General features: G+C 56.0%; 19 protein-coding genes and 1 other RNA gene. 14 read left to right on the top strand and 6 right to left on the bottom strand.

Going from position 1 to position 17,804, the window contains the following annotated elements; genetic code table 11:
- The first annotated feature begins 55 nt into the window (after positions 1-55).
- Entirely contained in the window at positions 56-436 is a 381-nt protein-coding gene (locus tag F8561_RS06175; RefSeq protein ID WP_151887242.1) for a helix-hairpin-helix domain-containing protein, read from the top strand.
- A gap of 99 nt (positions 437-535) precedes the next feature.
- Positions 536-934, top strand: a complete 399-nt coding sequence (locus F8561_RS06170) for a YbgC/FadM family acyl-CoA thioesterase (RefSeq protein WP_014168875.1) — start codon at positions 536-538, stop codon at positions 932-934.
- Between the two features lie 60 nt (positions 935-994).
- Here the strand turns inward: F8561_RS06170 and queC are convergent, their stop codons facing one another.
- Positions 995-1,690, bottom strand: coding sequence for a 7-cyano-7-deazaguanine synthase QueC (queC, locus tag F8561_RS06165; protein ID WP_151887241.1), 696 nt, complete (start codon positions 1,688-1,690; stop codon positions 995-997).
- Positions 1,691-1,756: 66 nt separating this feature from the next.
- Positions 1,757-3,457, bottom strand: a complete 1,701-nt coding sequence (locus tag F8561_RS06160) for an SgrR family transcriptional regulator (RefSeq protein WP_151887240.1) — start codon at positions 3,455-3,457, stop codon at positions 1,757-1,759.
- Positions 3,458-3,558: 101 nt separating this feature from the next.
- Here F8561_RS06160 and cof point away from each other — a divergent pair, with 101 nt between their 5' ends.
- On the top strand, positions 3,559-4,377 hold the full coding sequence (gene cof / locus F8561_RS06155; RefSeq protein WP_063925414.1) for an HMP-PP phosphatase: 819 nt from the start codon (positions 3,559-3,561) through the stop codon (positions 4,375-4,377).
- 41 nt (positions 4,378-4,418) lie between these two features.
- Here cof and F8561_RS06150 read toward each other — a convergent pair whose 3' ends face one another.
- A complete protein-coding gene (locus F8561_RS06150; protein ID WP_032681555.1) occupies positions 4,419-5,465 on the bottom strand; it encodes a PLP-dependent cysteine synthase family protein in 1,047 nt (348 codons plus the stop codon).
- A 115-nt stretch (positions 5,466-5,580) separates the two neighbouring features.
- Here F8561_RS06150 and F8561_RS06145 point away from each other — a divergent pair, with 115 nt between their 5' ends.
- The 5 genes from F8561_RS06145 (at position 5,581) to amtB (ending at position 11,519) form a co-directional block, all read left to right on the top strand.
- On the top strand, positions 5,581-6,039 hold the full coding sequence (locus F8561_RS06145) for an Lrp/AsnC family transcriptional regulator (protein ID WP_020885204.1): 459 nt from the start codon (positions 5,581-5,583) through the stop codon (positions 6,037-6,039).
- Between the two features lie 50 nt (positions 6,040-6,089).
- Positions 6,090-7,862 (top strand): SmdA family multidrug ABC transporter permease/ATP-binding protein, encoded by a 1,773-nt coding sequence (locus F8561_RS06140; protein WP_020885203.1) that lies wholly within the window; start codon positions 6,090-6,092, stop codon positions 7,860-7,862.
- Positions 7,855-9,636: a SmdB family multidrug efflux ABC transporter permease/ATP-binding protein gene (locus F8561_RS06135; RefSeq protein ID WP_020885202.1), complete on the top strand. Its 1,782-nt coding sequence runs from the start codon at positions 7,855-7,857 to the stop codon at positions 9,634-9,636. Before F8561_RS06140 ends, F8561_RS06135 begins: the two co-directional genes overlap by 8 nt.
- A gap of 222 nt (positions 9,637-9,858) precedes the next feature.
- A complete protein-coding gene (gene glnK / locus F8561_RS06130; protein WP_008503304.1) occupies positions 9,859-10,197 on the top strand; it encodes a P-II family nitrogen regulator in 339 nt (112 codons plus the stop codon).
- A 35-nt stretch (positions 10,198-10,232) separates the two neighbouring features.
- The gene (amtB, locus tag F8561_RS06125) at positions 10,233-11,519 is read left to right on the top strand and encodes an ammonium transporter AmtB (protein ID WP_020885201.1); all 1,287 of its coding nucleotides are present in this window, start codon (positions 10,233-10,235) and stop codon (positions 11,517-11,519) included.
- Positions 11,520-11,594: 75 nt separating this feature from the next.
- Here the strand turns inward: amtB and tesB are convergent, their stop codons facing one another.
- Positions 11,595-12,455 carry an acyl-CoA thioesterase II gene (tesB, locus tag F8561_RS06120; protein ID WP_020885200.1) on the bottom strand — a complete coding sequence of 287 codons (861 nt, stop codon included), beginning with the start codon at positions 12,453-12,455 and terminating at the stop codon, positions 11,595-11,597.
- Positions 12,456-12,658: 203 nt separating this feature from the next.
- On the opposite strand from tesB, the gene F8561_RS06115 reads away from it, so the two are divergent.
- Positions 12,659-13,186 (top strand): YbaY family lipoprotein, encoded by a 528-nt coding sequence (locus tag F8561_RS06115; protein ID WP_014168885.1) that lies wholly within the window; start codon positions 12,659-12,661, stop codon positions 13,184-13,186.
- Between the two features lie 30 nt (positions 13,187-13,216).
- Here F8561_RS06115 and F8561_RS06110 read toward each other — a convergent pair whose 3' ends face one another.
- Positions 13,217-13,561, bottom strand: coding sequence for an MGMT family protein (locus tag F8561_RS06110; protein ID WP_086532948.1), 345 nt, complete (start codon positions 13,559-13,561; stop codon positions 13,217-13,219).
- 137 nt (positions 13,562-13,698) lie between these two features.
- Between F8561_RS06110 and ffs the strand changes: the two genes are divergently transcribed.
- The 3 genes from ffs (at position 13,699) to F8561_RS06095 (ending at position 14,526) form a co-directional block, all read left to right on the top strand.
- Positions 13,699-13,795: signal recognition particle sRNA small type (gene ffs / locus F8561_RS06105), an RNA gene on the top strand.
- Between the two features lie 267 nt (positions 13,796-14,062).
- Positions 14,063-14,314 (top strand): hypothetical protein, encoded by a 252-nt coding sequence (locus F8561_RS06100; protein ID WP_020885198.1) that lies wholly within the window; start codon positions 14,063-14,065, stop codon positions 14,312-14,314.
- Positions 14,311-14,526: a hypothetical protein gene (locus F8561_RS06095; RefSeq protein WP_014168888.1), complete on the top strand. Its 216-nt coding sequence runs from the start codon at positions 14,311-14,313 to the stop codon at positions 14,524-14,526. The genes F8561_RS06100 and F8561_RS06095 overlap by 4 nt, the downstream gene beginning before the upstream one ends.
- Before the next feature lie 80 nt (positions 14,527-14,606).
- Here the strand turns inward: F8561_RS06095 and F8561_RS06090 are convergent, their stop codons facing one another.
- Complete coding sequence (locus F8561_RS06090) at positions 14,607-16,028, bottom strand: PLP-dependent aminotransferase family protein (protein WP_025204848.1); 1,422 nt, start codon at positions 16,026-16,028, stop codon at positions 14,607-14,609.
- Between the two features lie 87 nt (positions 16,029-16,115).
- Between F8561_RS06090 and F8561_RS06085 the strand changes: the two genes are divergently transcribed.
- Positions 16,116-16,727: a YczE/YyaS/YitT family protein gene (locus tag F8561_RS06085; RefSeq protein ID WP_014168890.1), complete on the top strand. Its 612-nt coding sequence runs from the start codon at positions 16,116-16,118 to the stop codon at positions 16,725-16,727.
- A gap of 78 nt (positions 16,728-16,805) precedes the next feature.
- Positions 16,806-17,804 (top strand): LacI family DNA-binding transcriptional regulator (locus tag F8561_RS06080; RefSeq protein WP_151887239.1); only part of this gene is annotated, 999 nt, incomplete at its 3' end.

The following is a 17,804-nucleotide window of genomic DNA, read 5'->3' as shown; positions in this document are numbered from 1 at the left end:
GGGTTATAACGCTGGATATTGTGGCCTGGCTGTCAACAAACAAGGAGATAACAGCATGAAATGTGGAATCAAGGCTCTGTTCATTACTCTGGCGATTGCCACCACCGGGATGAGCGCAGGTGCGCTGGCGACGACACCTGCGGCGAAAACACCGGCGGTGCAAAGCAGGCCTGACGCAGCGGCACCCGCGGCTGGCCAGACGAAAGCCACGGATGCCGGAAAAAGCGCGGATGATGAGGGTACGCGAGTCAGTATCAATTCGGCATCGGCAGAGGATCTCGCCCGGGTAATGAATGGCGTAGGGCTAAAAAAAGCGCAGGCGATAGTCAGCTATCGCGAAGAGTACGGTCCTTTCAAAACGGTTGACGATCTTAAGCAAGTACCCGGTATGGGCGGAGCGCTGGTTGAGCGCAACCTCTCACACCTGACGTTGTAATCACATAATTACTTGCACGGCGGCAAAATTTTGCCAGGATAAAGAGGTCATACCAGTCATGACCTCTTATCCTATAACAACAGTAAAGGCTATTGCGCTATGCAGACAAAAATCAAAGTACGCGGCTACCACATCGATGTTTACCAGCACGTCAACAACGCCCGTTATCTTGAGTTTCTTGAAGAAGCGCGCTGGGACGGTCTGGAAAGCAGCGAAAGCTTTCAGTGGATGACCGCGCACAACATCGCGTTCGTGGTCGTCAACATCAATATTAACTACCGTCGTCCGGCCGTGCTGGGTGATGTGTTGACCATCACCAGCCAGCTTCAACAGTTAAACGGCAAGAGCGGCGTGTTAACCCAGGCGGTGACGCTGGATCCTGAAGGCCAGGCCGTTGCCGATGCGCTGATCACCTTTGTCTGTATTGATCTGAAAACCCAGAAAGCGTTGCCGCTGGAAGGGGAGTTGCGGGAAAAACTGCAGTTGATGATCGTCTAGACGCGTTGTGTTCATGACCCGTGCTGTCGATATTCTGTTCGCCAGCACGGTCAAAGAGGCTTATTTGAGCCCGGTTTTTTTCTTCATCGCCAACATCACGCCCGCTTTGTCGGCCAGATAGTGATTCAGTCCGTTTGCGCGCAGATTACAGGCCGCACACTGGCCACAGCCATCACCTTTAATGCCGTTGTAGCAGGTAAGGGTTTCGCTGCGAACCATGTCCAGTTTGCACCAGTAGTCTGCCAGTGCCCAGGTTTCCGCTTTATCAAGCCACATCAGTGGCGTTTCAAAGCGCGTCTCTTTTGCCATCCCCAGATTCACGGCGTGGTTGAGAGCCTTCACGAACTCGTCACGGCAGTCAGGGTACCCGGAGAAGTCGGTTTCACACACGCCCGTGATCACCGCTTCGGCTTTCACCTGGTAGGCGTAGATCGCCGTCAGCGTCAGGAAGAGAATGTTGCGGCCTGGCACAAAGGTGTTCGGAATGCCGCTGGCATCAGGTTCATAGTCAGGAACGGGAATACTGTCGCGGGTGAGGCTACTGACGGCCAGTTCATTTAACAGCGTAACGTCCAGCACCTTATGCGCGCGCGCGCCCAGTTTCAGCGCCAGTTCACGGGCGACGTCGATTTCAGCGCGATGTCGCTGACCATAATCGAAAGTGACACAGTGAACTTCATCGTACTGATGAAGCGCCTGAACCAGGCAGGTAGTGGAATCTTGTCCTCCGCTGAACACGACGACGGCACGTTTCATAAATCATCTCGACAGTTACGGTAAAAACATCATGTTACCGTCTGACTACGGCGACGACCAGCTTCTTCACGATTTGGGGGCCGGGAGCCAGGCTTCGGTGAAATCGAACCAGCCGCGGGTGTTAAGCCGTATGCCGTTGACTCCCGGGGGCGCGCTGATTTGGTACTGGTAGTTAAACAACGGTGTCAGCACCGCGCTCTCCATGAGTTGGGTGAAAATAGCTTTCAGCCCGCGATGCCGGGCATGCTCGTCAGCCTGAGTCTGAACGGCATCCAGTGTCGCCTGCAGATGGGCATATTGCGGCGCGCTCAGCAAGTGCGGCCATAGCGCATCGCAGCGAAGCCACTGCTCAAGGGTGTATTCCGGTGCTTCGCCAATCAGCCTGTCTCCCATCATGAGGTCCGCGTCGGCAAGATGCTGACATCCGTCCCACGTTTTGGCATCGTGAAAGATGACCGTTAACGCGCAGCCCTGGCGGGAAAGATACGCTTTTAGCTGACTCGCCATGGTATGTAACTCGACGGGCAGATGGTAAATCAGGGTCAGCGTCTCAGGCAAAGGGACATCCGTGAGATCCGGCCACTCAGGAATACGCCAGCCCGGCAGCAACTCCTGCGTTGGGGTGATAAGCCCCTCATCCAGAGGAAGAGTATGCAGAAGCGTTGAGAGGTGAATGATGTTGATAAGGCGTCTTGCCTGCATTTCGCTAAGACGCGGGCTGCGCTTCAGCGTGAGGTAGCAAAATCCCAGGCTGATGCTGTTACTCACCAGCCGCAAACGGGTCAGTTCGTCAGGCTCTCCGATGGCGATTTGTACCGGATGCCGGCAGCTGGTTCCAAGCCCCTGATCAAATAGCTGAGGGGTGATCCAGAACTCGATGGCCTTCAGTAGCGGGTGGCTAAGGTGATACTGCTCATGGCTTTCCAGACGAACCAGGTCCGGCTTATACGCGGTGAGCCTGAAAGGTCCGCTGCCTGTCATCGGTTGTGCCGGGTGCGCCACACGGCTGCAATAGGTTGCCAGCCGATGCGCCAGCCAGTAGTCGGGCTTGTGTAAAATAAACGTCAGACACTGCGGATGGGTAACTTCAATGCGCAGCACGCTCTGAAAAAGCCTGTGCATGGCCGGGAGCGTCAACATCGCATTCAGACTCTCCTGTAACTGGACCGTTTCGACTTTATCACCGTTATGCCAGTGAAGCGTGGAGCGAATATAAAAATGCCAGCGCAGCCCGTCCTTCGACACGTCCCAGTGATGGGCAAGATCGCCCGTCGGTTCGCTGCTGTTACCGTGAAAACGCGTCAGCCCGGAAAAGACCTGTCCTGCCAGATGCTGTTCCGCCCGACCGGGCAAAAAGCCGGGATGCAGTGGATCCAGCGAGCGGTAATAGGGAATGCGCAGCGTCGGCGTATCGTTTTGCCACTGGCCGCCTAAAAACGGATGAAGCAGTGACCGCAGCTCCTCCGGTGCCAGCTGGGCCAGCTCAAGCGCGTTATGCTGCTGCCCACGCTTCAGCGCCTCTTCCATCATCGCATTGCGCAGTGACTCCGGGGTGACGTGGAAAGTCAGCTCCCCACGCTTACCGCGGCCAGACTGCGCTCGCCAGCTAAGCCAGCCCGCCTCCTGCGCCTGACGCAGTAATGTACGGACATGCCGTTCGCTGCAAAAACAGCGGGCGGCCAGCTCGCTGATGGTGGCCTGCTGCGTCGCGCCAGCGGAAGGCTGCCACAAACGGTGGTACTGGTTGAGTCGGTTAAGCTGGCGCATGAGAAACCCTGAACAATAATTATCATCTATTCACTATTACTTCCGTATATCTCACGCAATACTGATGCACAAGTTAACCGCATCACATTTCAGGAGTAATCATGGCTCGTCTCGCTGCGTTTGATATGGACGGTACGTTGTTAATGCCGGATCACCGTCTGGGTGAGAAAACCCTGAGTACCCTGAAGCGCCTGCACGAACGTGATGTCACCCTGACGTTTGCCACTGGCCGTCATGTGCTGGAGATGCGCCATTTGCTGGGGGCATTTTCCCTGGATGCTTTTCTTATTACCGGCAATGGGACGCGCATTCACTCTGTCGAAGGCGATGTTCTCCACCGTCAGGATCTCAACCCGGAAGTGGCAGATATCGTATTGCACAGCACCTGGGACACCCGGGCCAGCGTTCATGTCTTTAACGATAACGGCTGGTTTACCGGGCATGACATTCCGGCATTGCTGCACGCCCATGTCTACAGTGGTTTCCGCTATCAGCTTATCGATCTGCGCCGTATTCCGGCTCACGCAGTGACGAAGATCTGTTTCTGCGGCGATCATGACGATCTTTGTCGCTTACGCATTCAGCTGAATGACGCGTTAGGCGACCAGGCGCACCTGACCTTTTCAGCGGTGGACTGTCTCGAGGTTTTGCCGGTTGGGTGTAATAAAGGATCGGCGCTGGCGGTACTGAGCGATCACCTGGGCTTAACGATGCAGGAATGTATGGCGTTTGGCGACGCCATGAACGACCGCGAAATGCTGGGCAGCGTTGGTCGCGGTCTGATCATGGGAAATGCGATGCCGCAGTTGAAGGCAGAGCTTCCCCATCTACCGGTTATCGGGCACTGCGGTAATGAAGCAGTGTCTCATTTTTTGACGCATTGGCTGGACAACAACAACCTCCCATATTCCCCCGAATAGTGAGACCCTTCCAGCAAGCCAGACCCCGGTCTGGCTTTTTTTTATTTCACCAGCTGCGTAATCTGCGCTTTCCACGGCTCAATATCGCCGATGTTTGCCTGAACCCACTGCGCATTGTAATAGGTCTCAAGATAGCGCTCGCCGCTGTCGCAGAGTAGGGTGACGATAGAGCCGGTGCGCCCCTCTTCACGCATGCGAGCCGCAAGCTGCAGGGCTCCCCACATGTTGGTGCCGGTAGATGCACCGACTTTACGGCCAATCTGTGTCTCCAGCCAGTGCGCGGTTGCCACGCTGGCGGCATCCGCCACGCGGAGCATTTCATCCACCACGTCCGGAATGAATGAAGGCTCCACGCGCGGGCGGCCAATTCCTTCAATCTTACTGCCCACCGGGCTGCGCAGATCCGCATTGCGGCTTTGCCAGTAGTCCAGGAACACCGAGTTCTGCGGATCCACCACCATCAGCTGCGTATCATAGCCCTGACAGCGGATGTAACGCCCCAGGGTGGCTGAGGTGCCGCCAGTACCGGCGCTCATCACGATGTACGACGGAACAGGGTGAGGTTCGTGGGTCATCTGGCGGAAAATACTGTCGGCAATGTTGTTATTGCCGCGCCAGTCTGTGGCCCGCTCGGCAAAGGTGAACTGGTCCATATAGTGGCCATTCAGCTCACGGGCCAGCATTTCAGACGCGGCGTAAATTTCGCAGGCGCTTTCCACAAAGTGGCAGCGTCCACCGTAAAATTCAATCTGCTCAATTTTTCGTTTCGCGGTGCAGGAGGGCATCACGGCGATAAACGGCAGGCCCAGCAGGCGGGCAAAGTAGGCTTCGGATACGGCGGTTGAACCGGAGGAGGATTCAATAATCGTGGTTCCCTCCTTAATCCAGCCGTTACACAAACCGTATAAAAAGAGCGAACGCGCCAGGCGATGCTTCAGGCTACCGGTGGGATGGGTGCTTTCATCTTTCAGGTACAGCTGGATGCCAGCAAAGCCCGGCAGAGCCAGGCGAATGAGATGGGTGTCCGCCGAGCGCTGATAGTCGGCATTGATTTCGCTGATGGCATGTTTAACCCAGGCGCTATTCATCGTATTTATCCGTTTGTCATTTTGTGCCCAGCATAGCGAAAAGCACAGAAAAAATTGTTGCTATATGGCCTTTAAAATAGAATGAAGGGAGAAAATTTTTCTCTGGGAGGTGGGTATGCTAGATAAAATAGACCGTAAGCTGCTTTCTTTACTGCAAAGTGACTGTACCCTCTCTTTGCAGGCACTGGCAGATGCCGTTAATCTGACCACCACGCCGTGCTGGAAGCGCCTCAAGAAGCTTGAAGATGACGGCATCCTTCTGGGGCGAGTCGCGCTTTTAGATCCCGAAAAACTGGGGCTTGGGTTGACGGCATTTGTCCTGATAAAAACCCAACATCACAGCAGCGAGTGGTACAGCCGCTTCGTAACACAGGTCTCCGAGATGCCGGAGGTGCTCGGTTTCTGGCGCATGGCGGGAGAGTATGACTATCTGATGCGCGTCCAGGTGGCAGACATGAAGCGTTATGATGATTTTTACAAGCGGCTGGTGAACAGCGTACCGGGCTTGTCGGACGTCACCTCGAGCTTCGCCATGGAACAGATTAAATACACCACAGCACTACCCATTGATTAATTGAATAACTTCCCGGCGTAGCCGGATCCATACCTTCAGGAACAAACCGCGTGCGATTATTTGCCCAATTAAGCTGGTACTTTCGTCGGGAGTGGCAACGCTACCTCGGCGCTGTGGCCCTGCTTATTATCATTGCTATCCTGCAGTTAATTCCACCGAAAGTGGTGGGATACGTGGTGGATGGCGTTACAGAACAGCATTACACCACCGCACGGGTGTTGATGTGGGTCGGCACGCTGGTGCTGACGGCCATCATTGTCTATCTGCTGCGCTACGTCTGGCGGGTACTGCTGTTTGGCGCGTCCTATCAGCTGGCCGTCGAACTGCGTGAAGATTTTTATCGTCAGCTGAGCCGCCAGCATCCCGAGTTCTACCTGCGCCATCGCACCGGGGATCTTATCGCTCGCGCCACCAATGACGTTGACCGCGTCGTGTTTGCCGCCGGGGAAGGGGTGTTAACGCTGGTGGACTCTCTGGTGATGGGCTGTGCGGTTCTGATTGTGATGTCCACCCAGATAAGCTGGCAGCTCACGCTGCTGGCGTTGCTGCCTATGCCGCTGATGGCGCTGGCGATCAACCGCTATGGCGAACAGCTTCATGAGCGCTTCAAGCTGGCGCAGGCGGCGTTTTCCTCGCTGAATGACCGTACGCAGGAGAGCATGACCAGCATCCGCATGATCAAAGCGTTTGGCCTGGAAGATCGACAATCCGCGCTGTTTGCAGCCGATGCCGCCGACACGGGGGCGAAGAACATGCGCGTTGCGCGTATCGATGCGCGGTTTGACCCGACAATCTATGTCGCGATTGGCATGGCAAACCTGTTGGCCATTGGTGGCGGGAGCTGGATGGTGGTGCAGGGCTCGCTAACCCTCGGGCAATTGACCAGCTTTGCCATGTACCTGGGGCTGATGATATGGCCGATGCTGGCACTGGCCTGGATGTTTAACATCGTAGAGCGCGGCAGCGCCGCCTACAGCCGTATTCGCGCGATGCTGGCCGAAGCGCCAGTGGTGAATGACGGTAGCGAATCGGTACCGGACGGGCGCGGCGTGATGAATGTCGACGTCCGTAAGTTTGTGTATCCGCAAACGGAACATACGGTACTGGAGAACGTCAGCTTTACGCTCAAACCGGGTCAGATGCTCGGTATCTGCGGTCCGACAGGCGCCGGGAAAAGTACCGTACTCTCCCTGCTTCAACGTCATTTTGACGTCACGCAGGGCGATATTCGCTTCCATGATATTCCGTTGACGAACCTGCTACTCGATGACTGGCGCGGTCGTCTGGCGGTGGTCAGCCAGACGCCGTTTCTCTTTTCTGACACCGTGGCGAATAACATTGCCCTCGGACGCCCGGCGGCAACTCAGGAAGAGATTGAGCACGTCGCGCGCCTGGCCAGCGTCCATGACGATATTCTGCGTCTGCCACAGGGCTATGAAACGGAAGTGGGTGAGCGTGGCGTTATGCTTTCCGGCGGGCAAAAACAGCGTCTCTCGATTGCCCGCGCGCTGCTGCTGAATGCCGAAATCCTGATCCTTGATGATGCGCTCTCTGCCGTCGATGGCCGCACCGAGCACCAGATCCTGCATAACCTGCGACAGTGGGGGGATGGAAGGACGGTGATCATCAGTGCACACCGGTTGTCGGCGCTGACGGAAGCCAATGAAATTCTGGTATTACAGCACGGGCACATTGCCCAGCGCGGACAGCATGAACAGCTTGCGGAGCAACCGGGCTGGTATCGCGATATGTATCGTTATCAGCAGCTTGAAGCGGCGCTGGACGACGCCCCGGAACAGGATGAGGAGAACGCTAATGCGTAAGACCGTGACGCAGTGGCCGACGCTAAAACGCCTGCTGGCCTATGGTTCTCCGTGGCGAAAACCGCTTTCGCTTGCCGTACTGTTGCTGTGGATTGCCGCGATTGCAGAAGTGAGCGGTCCGCTGCTTATCAGCTACTTTATCGACAATATGGTGGCAAAAAGCTATTTGCCGCTGGGGCTTGTCGCGGGGTTAGGTGTGGCCTACGTTGGGCTACAGCTGACTGCGGCGTCACTGCATTACGCCCAGTCTCTGCTCTTTAACCGGGCGGCCGTGGGCGTGGTGCAGAAGCTACGTACGGATGTGATGGATGCGGCGCTACGCCAGCCGTTGAGCGAGTTTGATACCCAGCCGGTTGGGCAGGTGATATCCCGGGTGACCAACGATACCGAGGTGATCCGCGATCTGTATGTCACCGTCGTGGCAACCGTGCTGCGCAGCGCGGCGCTGATTGGCGCCATGCTGGTGGCGATGTTCAGCCTCAACTGGCGTATGGCTCTGGTGGCGATCACCATCTTCCCGGCCGTATTGATTGTAATGGTCATCTATCAACGCTACAGCACGCCGATTGTGCGTCGGGTGCGGGCCTATCTGGCCGATATCAACGATGGCTTCAACGAAGTGATCAACGGCATGAGCGTCATTCAGCAGTTCCGCCAGCAGGCTCGCTTTGGTGAACGCATGGGGGAAGCCAGCCGGTCGCACTATATGGCGCGTATGCAAACGCTGCGACTGGACGGTTTCCTGCTGCGTCCGCTGCTGAGCCTCTTCTCGGCGCTGGTTCTCTGTGGCCTGCTGATGCTTTTCGGGATGAGCGCGAACGGAACAATTGAAGTTGGGGTTCTGTACGCTTTTATCAGCTATCTGGGACGCCTTAATGAACCGTTGATAGAACTCACCACCCAGCAGTCTATGTTGCAACAGGCCGTGGTGGCGGGGGAGCGCGTGTTCGAACTGATGGACCGGCCACGTCAGACCTACGGCGATGATGAGCGTCCTTTGCAAAGCGGAGAGATTACGTTTGATAAGGTCTCGTTTGCTTACCGTGAAGACCGTCTGGTGTTGCAGGACATCTCTCTTGATGTGCCGTCGCGCGGCTTTGTGGCGCTGGTGGGGCACACCGGCAGCGGCAAAAGTACCCTCGCCAGCCTGTTGATGGGCTATTACCCGGTCAGTCAGGGTGAAATCCGCATTGATGGTCGTCCGCTCGCATCACTGAGCCACAATGTGTTGCGCAAAGGCGTTGCAATGGTGCAGCAAGACCCGGTAGTCATGGCCGATACCTTTTACGCCAACGTCACCCTGGGGCGGGATTATACCCAGCAACAGGTGTGGGATGTGCTGGAAACCGTGCAGCTGGCAGAGCTGGCGCGCGGTTTTAGCGATGGGATCAATACCCGGCTCGGTGAGCAGGGGAATAACCTCTCGGTAGGACAAAAGCAGCTTCTGGCCCTGGCGCGGGTGCTGATTGAAACGCCGCAGGTGCTGATACTCGACGAAGCAACCGCCAGCATCGACTCTGGTACTGAGCAGGCTATCCAGCTGGCGCTGGCCGCGGTGCGTGACCACACGACGCTGGTGGTTATCGCACACCGTCTTTCAACGATTGTCGACGCAGACACCATCCTGGTGCTGCACCGTGGTCAGGCCGTCGAACGCGGTACGCACCGGGAGCTGCTCGAAGCAAAAGGGCGCTACTGGCAGATGTATCAGCTGCAGCTGGCCGGTGAAGAGCTGGCCGCCAGCGTGCGTGAGGACGAATCCCTCAGCGCCTGATGCACCAAAATAAGGCAGCGCGCTAACAGTCATTACTGTTGGTGCAAAACTGAAACGCACCGTGCACTGTCATGGTGCGTTTTTTTTCACCGGTTCGTTAAACATGCTCGTGTAATGCTCATTGCAGCGCGTTTCCCTCAGGTTTTCATTTCTGGCACACCCCTTGCAATGTCTTCTGCGTATTAGCGGCGGCCATTACCGAATTCTGACTGGAGGGGATCTATGAAGCTGGTTACGGTTGTAATCAAACCATTCAAACTCGAAGACGTGCGTGAAGCATTGTCTTCCATGGGTATTCAGGGACTGACTGTCACCGAAGTGAAAGGCTTTGGTCGTCAGAAGGGTCATGCCGAGCTTTACCGCGGGGCAGAATACAGCGTTAACTTCCTGCCAAAAGTAAAAATTGATGTCGCGATTGCTGATGACCAGCTTGATGAAGTTATTGATGTCATTAGCAAAGCGGCCTACACCGGCAAAATTGGCGACGGCAAAATTTTCGTTGCCGAATTGCAGCGCGTCATTCGCATCCGTACCGGCGAATCTGACGAAGCGGCACTGTAAGTAACTCCTGGCACACAGTGATAGGGATCGAGAAAATGAAGATAGCAACAATCAAAACGGGTCTGGGTTCGCTGGCACTGCTGCCGGGCCTGGCACTGGCTGCCCCTGCGGTGGCAGACAAAGCCGATAACGCCTTTATGATGATCAGCACCGCGCTGGTGCTGTTCATGTCCATTCCGGGCATTGCGCTGTTCTACGGCGGCCTGATCCGTGGCAAAAACGTTCTCTCCATGCTGACGCAGGTTGCCGTCACGTTCGCGCTGGTTTGCGTGTTGTGGGTGGTCTACGGTTACTCTCTGGCCTTCGGCACGGGCAATGCGTTCTTCGGAAACTTTGACTGGGTCATGCTGAAAAACATCGAACTGACCGCGCTGATGGGCAGTTTCTATCAATATATTCATGTTGCCTTCCAGGGCTCGTTCGCCTGTATCACCGTCGGGCTGATCGTCGGGGCGCTGGCTGAGCGTATTCGCTTCTCCGCCGTCCTGATCTTCGTGGTGGTCTGGCTGACGCTCTCCTATGTGCCGATTGCGCACATGGTCTGGGGTGGCGGTCTGCTGGCGAGCCATGGCGCGCTGGACTTCGCAGGCGGTACTGTTGTACACATCAACGCCGCGGTGGCGGGCCTGGTAGGAGCATACCTGATTGGCAAACGCGTGGGCTTCGGTAAAGAAGCGTTCAAACCGCACAACCTGCCGATGGTCTTTACCGGTACAGCGATCCTTTACTTTGGCTGGTTCGGCTTCAACGCCGGTTCAGCAAGCGCAGCAAACGAAATCGCCGCGCTGGCCTTCGTGAACACGGTTGTGGCCACGGCGGGTGCGATCCTCTCATGGGTGTTTGGTGAGTGGGCGGTGCGCGGTAAGCCTTCACTGTTGGGTGCCTGTTCAGGTGCAATTGCCGGTCTGGTTGGTATCACGCCAGCTTGTGGCTACGTCGGTGTTGGCGGCGCGCTGCTTGTCGGGCTGGTCGCCGGTCTGGCGGGTCTGTGGGGTGTGACGGCGCTGAAACGTGTTCTGCGCGTCGATGACCCGTGCGATGTCTTCGGTGTACACGGCGTCTGCGGCATCGTCGGTTGTATCATGACCGGTATCTTCGCGGCGAAATCGCTGGGTGGCGTGGGGTACGCAGAAGGCGTCACGATGGTTCACCAGGTGCTGGTGCAGTTGGAAAGTATTGCCATCACCGTCGTGTGGTCTGCCGTTGTGGCCTTCATCGGCTATAAGCTGGCGGATATGACCGTCGGTCTGCGTGTTCCGGAAGAGCAGGAACGCGAAGGTCTGGACGTCAACAGCCACGGCGAGAATGCGTACAACGCCTGATAAGCAAAACGGCAACCCAGGGTTGCCGTTTTCGTTTTGTTCCCTCTCCCGTCGGGAGAGGGCCGCAGTACAACATCACCCGCGGTTACGCATTACCCCTTCCTGCACCGTCGACGCGACCAGCACGCCATCCTGAGTGTAAAACTCACCGCGCACAAAGCCGCGCGCGCTTGACGCCGAAGTACTCTCCACGCTGTAGAGCAGCCACTCGTTCATGTCGAACGGACGATGGAACCACATGGAGTGATCGATGGTGGCCACCTGCATCCCTTTTTCAAGGAAGCCCACGCCGTGCGGCTGCAGCGCCACCGGCAGGAAGTTGAAATCTGAGGCATAACCCAGCAGATACTGATGAACGCGGAAATCCGCGGGCACGGTACCGTTAGCGCGGATCCAGACCTGGCGCTTCGGCTCGGCCGTGTGGCCTTTCATCGGGTTATGGAATTCAACAGGACGGATCTCAAGCGGTTTATCGCAGAGAAACTTCTCCTTTACCTGCGGTGGAAGCAGATGCGCCAGCGCACGGGCGATATCGGTCTCGGATTTGAGATCGTCTGGCGACGGCGCGGGTGGCATCGTTTTCTGATGCTCATAACCCGGTTCCGGCGCCTGGAACGAGGCGGTCATATAAAAGATAGGCTTGCCATTCTGAACCGCCGCGACACGACGCGCGCTAAAGCTGTTGCCATCCCGCAATACCTCAACGTCATATACGATGGGTTTTGCGCTATCACCAGGGCGTAAGAAGTAGCTGTGAAATGAGTGCACCAGACGGTCTGCAGGGACGGTCTCCTTTGCTGCGTAGAGCGCTTGTCCTACGACTTGCCCGCCGAAGACCTGGCGTAAGCCGAGATCTTCGCTCTGTCCGCGAAAGAGTCCTTCCTCAATTTTTTCCAGATTCAGTAATGTCAGCAGATTGTTCAGTGCCTGACTCATAGTTGTCCTCAATAAACGCCGTAGCGAAAGATAGGCAGAGTATAACGCAGAAATGAAAGTGGTCCGATGGGTAGAATAATCTGAATATCTGGACGATTTTAGGCATAAATCAGTGATCTGTGCCAAACTTACCTGTGTTATGTGATTGAAACGACATCGGATGGGATCGATCCCGCTGGTGCATTGATGATAAGGAGACTTCAATGAAACTCGTGCCCATGCTAAGTGGTGTAGCAATTGCGGTGGCGTTGTCCGCCTGTGCAGGAAAGAGCGCCCAGGTGCCGGTGCCAGCAGCAGATCCAAACGGGATTAATACACTCTCACAGCAGTCCATTCAGCAGCCTAACGTTTCCGGGACTATCTGGATTAAACAGAAAGTCGCGTTACCGCCAGATGCGGTATTAACGGTAACCCTGTCTGATGCTTCCCTGGCAGACGCGCCGTCTAAAGTATTGGCCCAGCGTGCCGTGCGTACGGAAGGTAAGCAGGCACCGTTTAGCTTCGTGTTGCCGTATAACCCATCAGACGTGCAGCCTAATGCCCGTATCCTCCTGAGCGCAGCAGTAACGATCAACGATAAACTGGTGTTTATCACCGATACGGTGCAGGAAGCGATTAACCACGGCGGGACAAAAGTTGACCTGAACCTGGTTCCGGTACAGCAAACCGAAGTGCCGGTTGCGCCACAGACTAACCAACCGTCTCTGCCAACCCCTCCGACCCAGATGTAACGCTTCAAACCCTCTCCTTCGGGAGAGGGTTTAATACACCCAGCGGTACTTTTGCAAATCAATCTGTCCTGACCCCGACACCTGCACCCCTTCTGACAGTAACGCCTGACGCTGGCGCTGCAGATCCGGCCCGGTCAACGAGATCGCCCCATGACGATTTACCACCCGATGCCAGGGCAGGGTGCTTCCTTCCGGCAACCTTTTCAGTACGCCACCGACCTGCCGCGCCGCACGCGGAGAACCGGCCAGACGCGCTACGTCGCCATAGGTGGTGACATAACCTTCCGGCACAGAGGCCACAATTTGCCATACGCGTTGTGGAAAGGAGTCATGTTCGTCCATACGTCTACCTGTGGGGAATGTCTGGACAGTCATGTTAAACGAAGATAAACCCAATTGCTGCGCCAGTTTGCGCAAGAAACCAGCATCCAGTTGCGGGTCGCTTGCAATTGGCGGTAAGCACAGGGATAATGCGCCAGCGCGTTGGTTATCAACGCTCTCAATGGGGGCTCTGTTGGTTCTCCCGCAACGCTACTCTGTTCACCAGGTCAGGTCCGGAAGGAAGCAGCCAGGGCAGACGACGTGTGTGCCGGGATGTAGCTGGCAGGGCCCCCACCCAATTCTGCTCTCATCAACACTCTCCCTGTTTCTCTTCGCTTCGAATAGCCTTTAATCCACAACGTTATTAGGACTTTACTGACGCATGTAATATATATTTCATTGCATTGAAATATTACTGTCATAAACCTGTAATAATAGACTGTCATTTTAATATCGGATGTCTTTTTTCTGTCATAACTTAAAAATATATATCTGGATAACATTGGTAAGTTCGTGTATTAAATAAAGTACTTATTCCGAAGGGAAGTGACAAACATGGCTACTGCGGTGTTAAACGTTAAGATTGATCAAGCGCTAAAAGAAAGACTTCGCCACTATGCTGAAGTTAATAACGAGAATTTAAGCGTGACGACAGAGAAACTGCTGCTGCTGGCATTCGAAGCGGTAGAAGAGGCGGGAGTATCGGAAGAGGATATTGATAACCAGCATACGGAAGAAGAGAGTGTTTCTCCATTTACTCCTAAAGAAATCAAGGCGCTACGTAAAATTCTTAAGAAGAGAAAATGAAACAACAACTGTCAACTGCCAGTGACTACAACGAGGCCTGCGATCTATTGCGTTCAGGCTACGTGAAGCATGTACGTCTTGGCTGGAATGTAGGAAGTGATGAGTTCTTTCGTATTGCGTCTGACTGGTGTGATACCGGCGCAAAAATAAAGAAAGACGGTGAAAATTTCGTTATTTCACTGAAAGGTTTTCCTATTCCTCCTCAGCACTAAATCCTGAATGGTGAAAACTGCTGACTGTATCTGTGACAGTCAGCAGTTTTTATTTTATGATCCACTTCAAATTTTTTATATCAAACCAGACTTCTTTTTATTGATGGCACGTTTTTATTCAGGGCGAGCCACAAGGGTTTAATTCTCAGTAACGCCTGTTCAAGCTCAGCCGGATCGAGTGAAAAGGGCATACGTAAATACCGATCAAACGCACCCGATAAACCAAACCGCGTGCCGGTCCCTAGGTTGATTCCCAGTATCTCTGCGCGTGCAGCAAGCTGTGTTGCCAGCATCCCCGGCAGTTCAATCCAGTAGGAAAGCCCGCCTTCCGCTTCATGGAATGTCCATTCAGGGAAGTGCTCGCGCAACAGCGCGCCGCATTGGTCTCGTCGTTCCGCCAGCATCTTCCGGCGAGCAGGCAAAAACGTTTCGCTGTTATTGATAAGCCACAGCGTCGCCAGCTGTTCGAGCATGGGCGATCCTAAATCCAGGGTATCCCGCGTCTGGGCAAGCGTAGCGATGGTGCGCGAGGAGGCTCGGATCCAGCCAAGACGAAGGCCGCCCCAGAAACTTTTTCCGGCAGAGCCTAACGTTATCACGGTGGCCTGCGGGTTGAATGACGCCAGCGGTGGCGGTGGGGGCGAGTCAAACCACAGATCCACCATCGTTTCATCTACTACCAGCGTCGTGCGGGTTTGCGCGGCAATCTCGGTGATTGCCTGACGGGTGGGAATATCCATGCATCGCCCGGTCGGGTTATGAAAATCGGGCATCAGGTACGCCAGGCGCGGCGCTGTCTGGGCAAGCGTTGCGGCAAACCCATGGGTATCCCAGCCCGTTTCCGGCAGCGACACGCCCACTGGACGGCACTGCGCTCCCTGAATGGCGGCGATCGCCAGCGGGTAAGTGGGATGATCGACCACGACGCGATCCCCCGGGCCGGTCATCATCCGCAGGACCAGCGCAAAACCGCTGACCGCGCCATTGACCACCATCACCTCGTCTGTCCGGGTCGGAAGCCCCCGCGCGGTATAGCGTGCGGCGATGGCTTCCCGCAGCGCCGGCAACCCAAGCTGATCGTAACCCGTAAGCGAGAGATGTTGCGTAATGGCCGTGAGCGCATGGGTATAGGCCTGGTGGATCTCAGGCCCGGCATTGAGCGCCGCGGTGGAGAGATCCAGCGCGGCACTGGCTGCTGAAAGGGTTGGCACGGCGCGTGTGTCGGGCAGGATCACGCGTGAACCGCTGCCGTGGCGGCTTTCAAGATAACCTTCCTCACGCAGATGGGCGAGCGCGCTGCTGATGGTGGTCCGGCTCACATCCAGCGCAGTGGCCAGCTCCCGCTCGCCGGGTAGACGGGTGTTAAGTGCCAGTCGGCCATCAAGAATTAACAGGCGTAACGCATCCGCCAGCTGACGCCAGAGCGGGGTCCGGGACGAGGTTTGTTGCCAGTGGCCTAACAGGCGTACCAATGACTGGCTTCCGAAGCGGCGAGATGACATGTGCAGTCCACTATTTGAAAACTGGACATTAATCATAATGCCATTTTCACTCAAGATGAAAGCCTGGTTCACTGGAGAAGATAAAAAATGGTACGTCGTCTGTTACAACTGTATGTCGGTTTAGGGCTGTATGGGCTTTCAACCACGATGTTTATTCGTTCGGATCTGGGGCTCGATCCGTGGGACGTCTTCCACCTTGGCGTGGCAATCCAGCTGGGGTTGAGCATTGGGATGGTGATTATTTTAACCGGTGCGGCGGTACTGCTGCTGTGGATCCCGCTGCGTCAGATGCCTGGTCTGGGAACCCTCAGTAACGTGATTATTATTGGCCTGGCGGCAGATGCCTCCATGGCCCTGATCCCCGAGGTGACCTCGCTGCCCCTGCGTATCGCGCTGCTGGTGGCCGGAATTGTCGTGAACGCGATAGCCACCGGTATGTATATCGGTGCCGGTTTCGGGGCGGGCCCGCGCGACGGTCTCATGACTGGGATCCATGCCCGTATGGGATGGTCCATCCGCAGCGTGCGTACCTCGATTGAAGTGTCCGTGCTGCTGATTGGGTGCATGCTGGGCGGAACGTTCGGGATAGGCACCGTCGCGTATGCGCTGACCATTGGCCCGCTTATCCAGATCTGCTTGCCTCTGTTCCGTTATAAGCCTCGCGTTGAGAAGGCCCCCCAGCCGGAGCGGGTTGTTTAATTCTGCGAAGCGCTCACATGTTTTCATGGCGACGCTGTGTCAAAATAGTGGCCTTCGAATGACGCGATGCCAGAATGCATGAAAGCAATCACTCTTTATGATGTTGCCCTCCTTGCGGGGGTTTCTTATCAGACCGTTTCCCGTGTGATTAACGACGCGGAGCATGTCTCTGCCCGCACGCGGGAAAAGGTGCAGCAGGCGATGGCGGAACTGCACTACGTCCCCAATCTCAGGGCACAACAGCTGGCGGGTAAACGTACCCGTACGCTTGGCCTTATTACGACCGATCTGGCGCTGCACGCCCCTTCGCAGATTGTTTCGGCGGTAAAATCCCGGGCGGTTGAGCAGGGGGCGAGCGTGCTTATCTCAATGGTGGAACATCCACAGCAGTGCCAGTCTGCCCTTCAGGCGTTGCTGGCGCAGCGTGTGGAAGCTCTGCTGGTGAATGTGCCGCTGGAGGATCCTCATGCTGAAGCGCTAAAAGCCCTCGCATCGCCCATTCCGGTGCTGTTTCTGGATGTCTCGCCCTCGGCTCAGGTAAACAGTCTTGTGTTTAATGCAGAGCAGGGTGCTCGTCTCGGGATTGAGCATCTGCTTTCGCTGGGGCATGAGCGTATAGCGCTGCTGAGCGGACCGGAGAGCTCTGTCTCCGCCCGGGCACGTCTCGCAGGCTGGAACGCCACGCTGGCCCAGGCCGGGCTTGAGGCTGTCGCGGTGGCGCACGGCGACTGGAGTGCGGCAAGCGGATATGAGAAAGGACATTTGCTGTTATCTGCCGCGCAACTCCCGGATGCGATAGTGGTCGCGAATGACCAAATGGCGCTGGGGGTGATGCGCGCCTGTGCGGAAAAAGGGACTGCGATCCCGGGCCAGATGTCGGTTGTCGGGTTCGACGATACGGCAGACAGCGCCTGGTTTTCTCCCCCACTGACCACTATTCGCCAGGCTTTTCGCGAGGCCGGCGAGCGAAGCGTGGAGTGGCTGCTGGCGCCAGTTGAGGGTGACGCATGCTGGCAGGTTCAGCTTCCGGTGACGTTGGTGACCCGCCATTCTACCGCTCGTCACGATCCGCAGCAG

The sequence above is a fragment of the Enterobacter sp. 198 genome, assembly GCF_009025585.1.
Classification (GTDB): Bacteria; Pseudomonadota; Gammaproteobacteria; order Enterobacterales; family Enterobacteriaceae; genus Enterobacter; species Enterobacter ludwigii.
The sequence above is the reverse complement of the archived record's forward strand: the minus strand, read 5'-3'. Positions and strand labels throughout refer to the sequence as shown.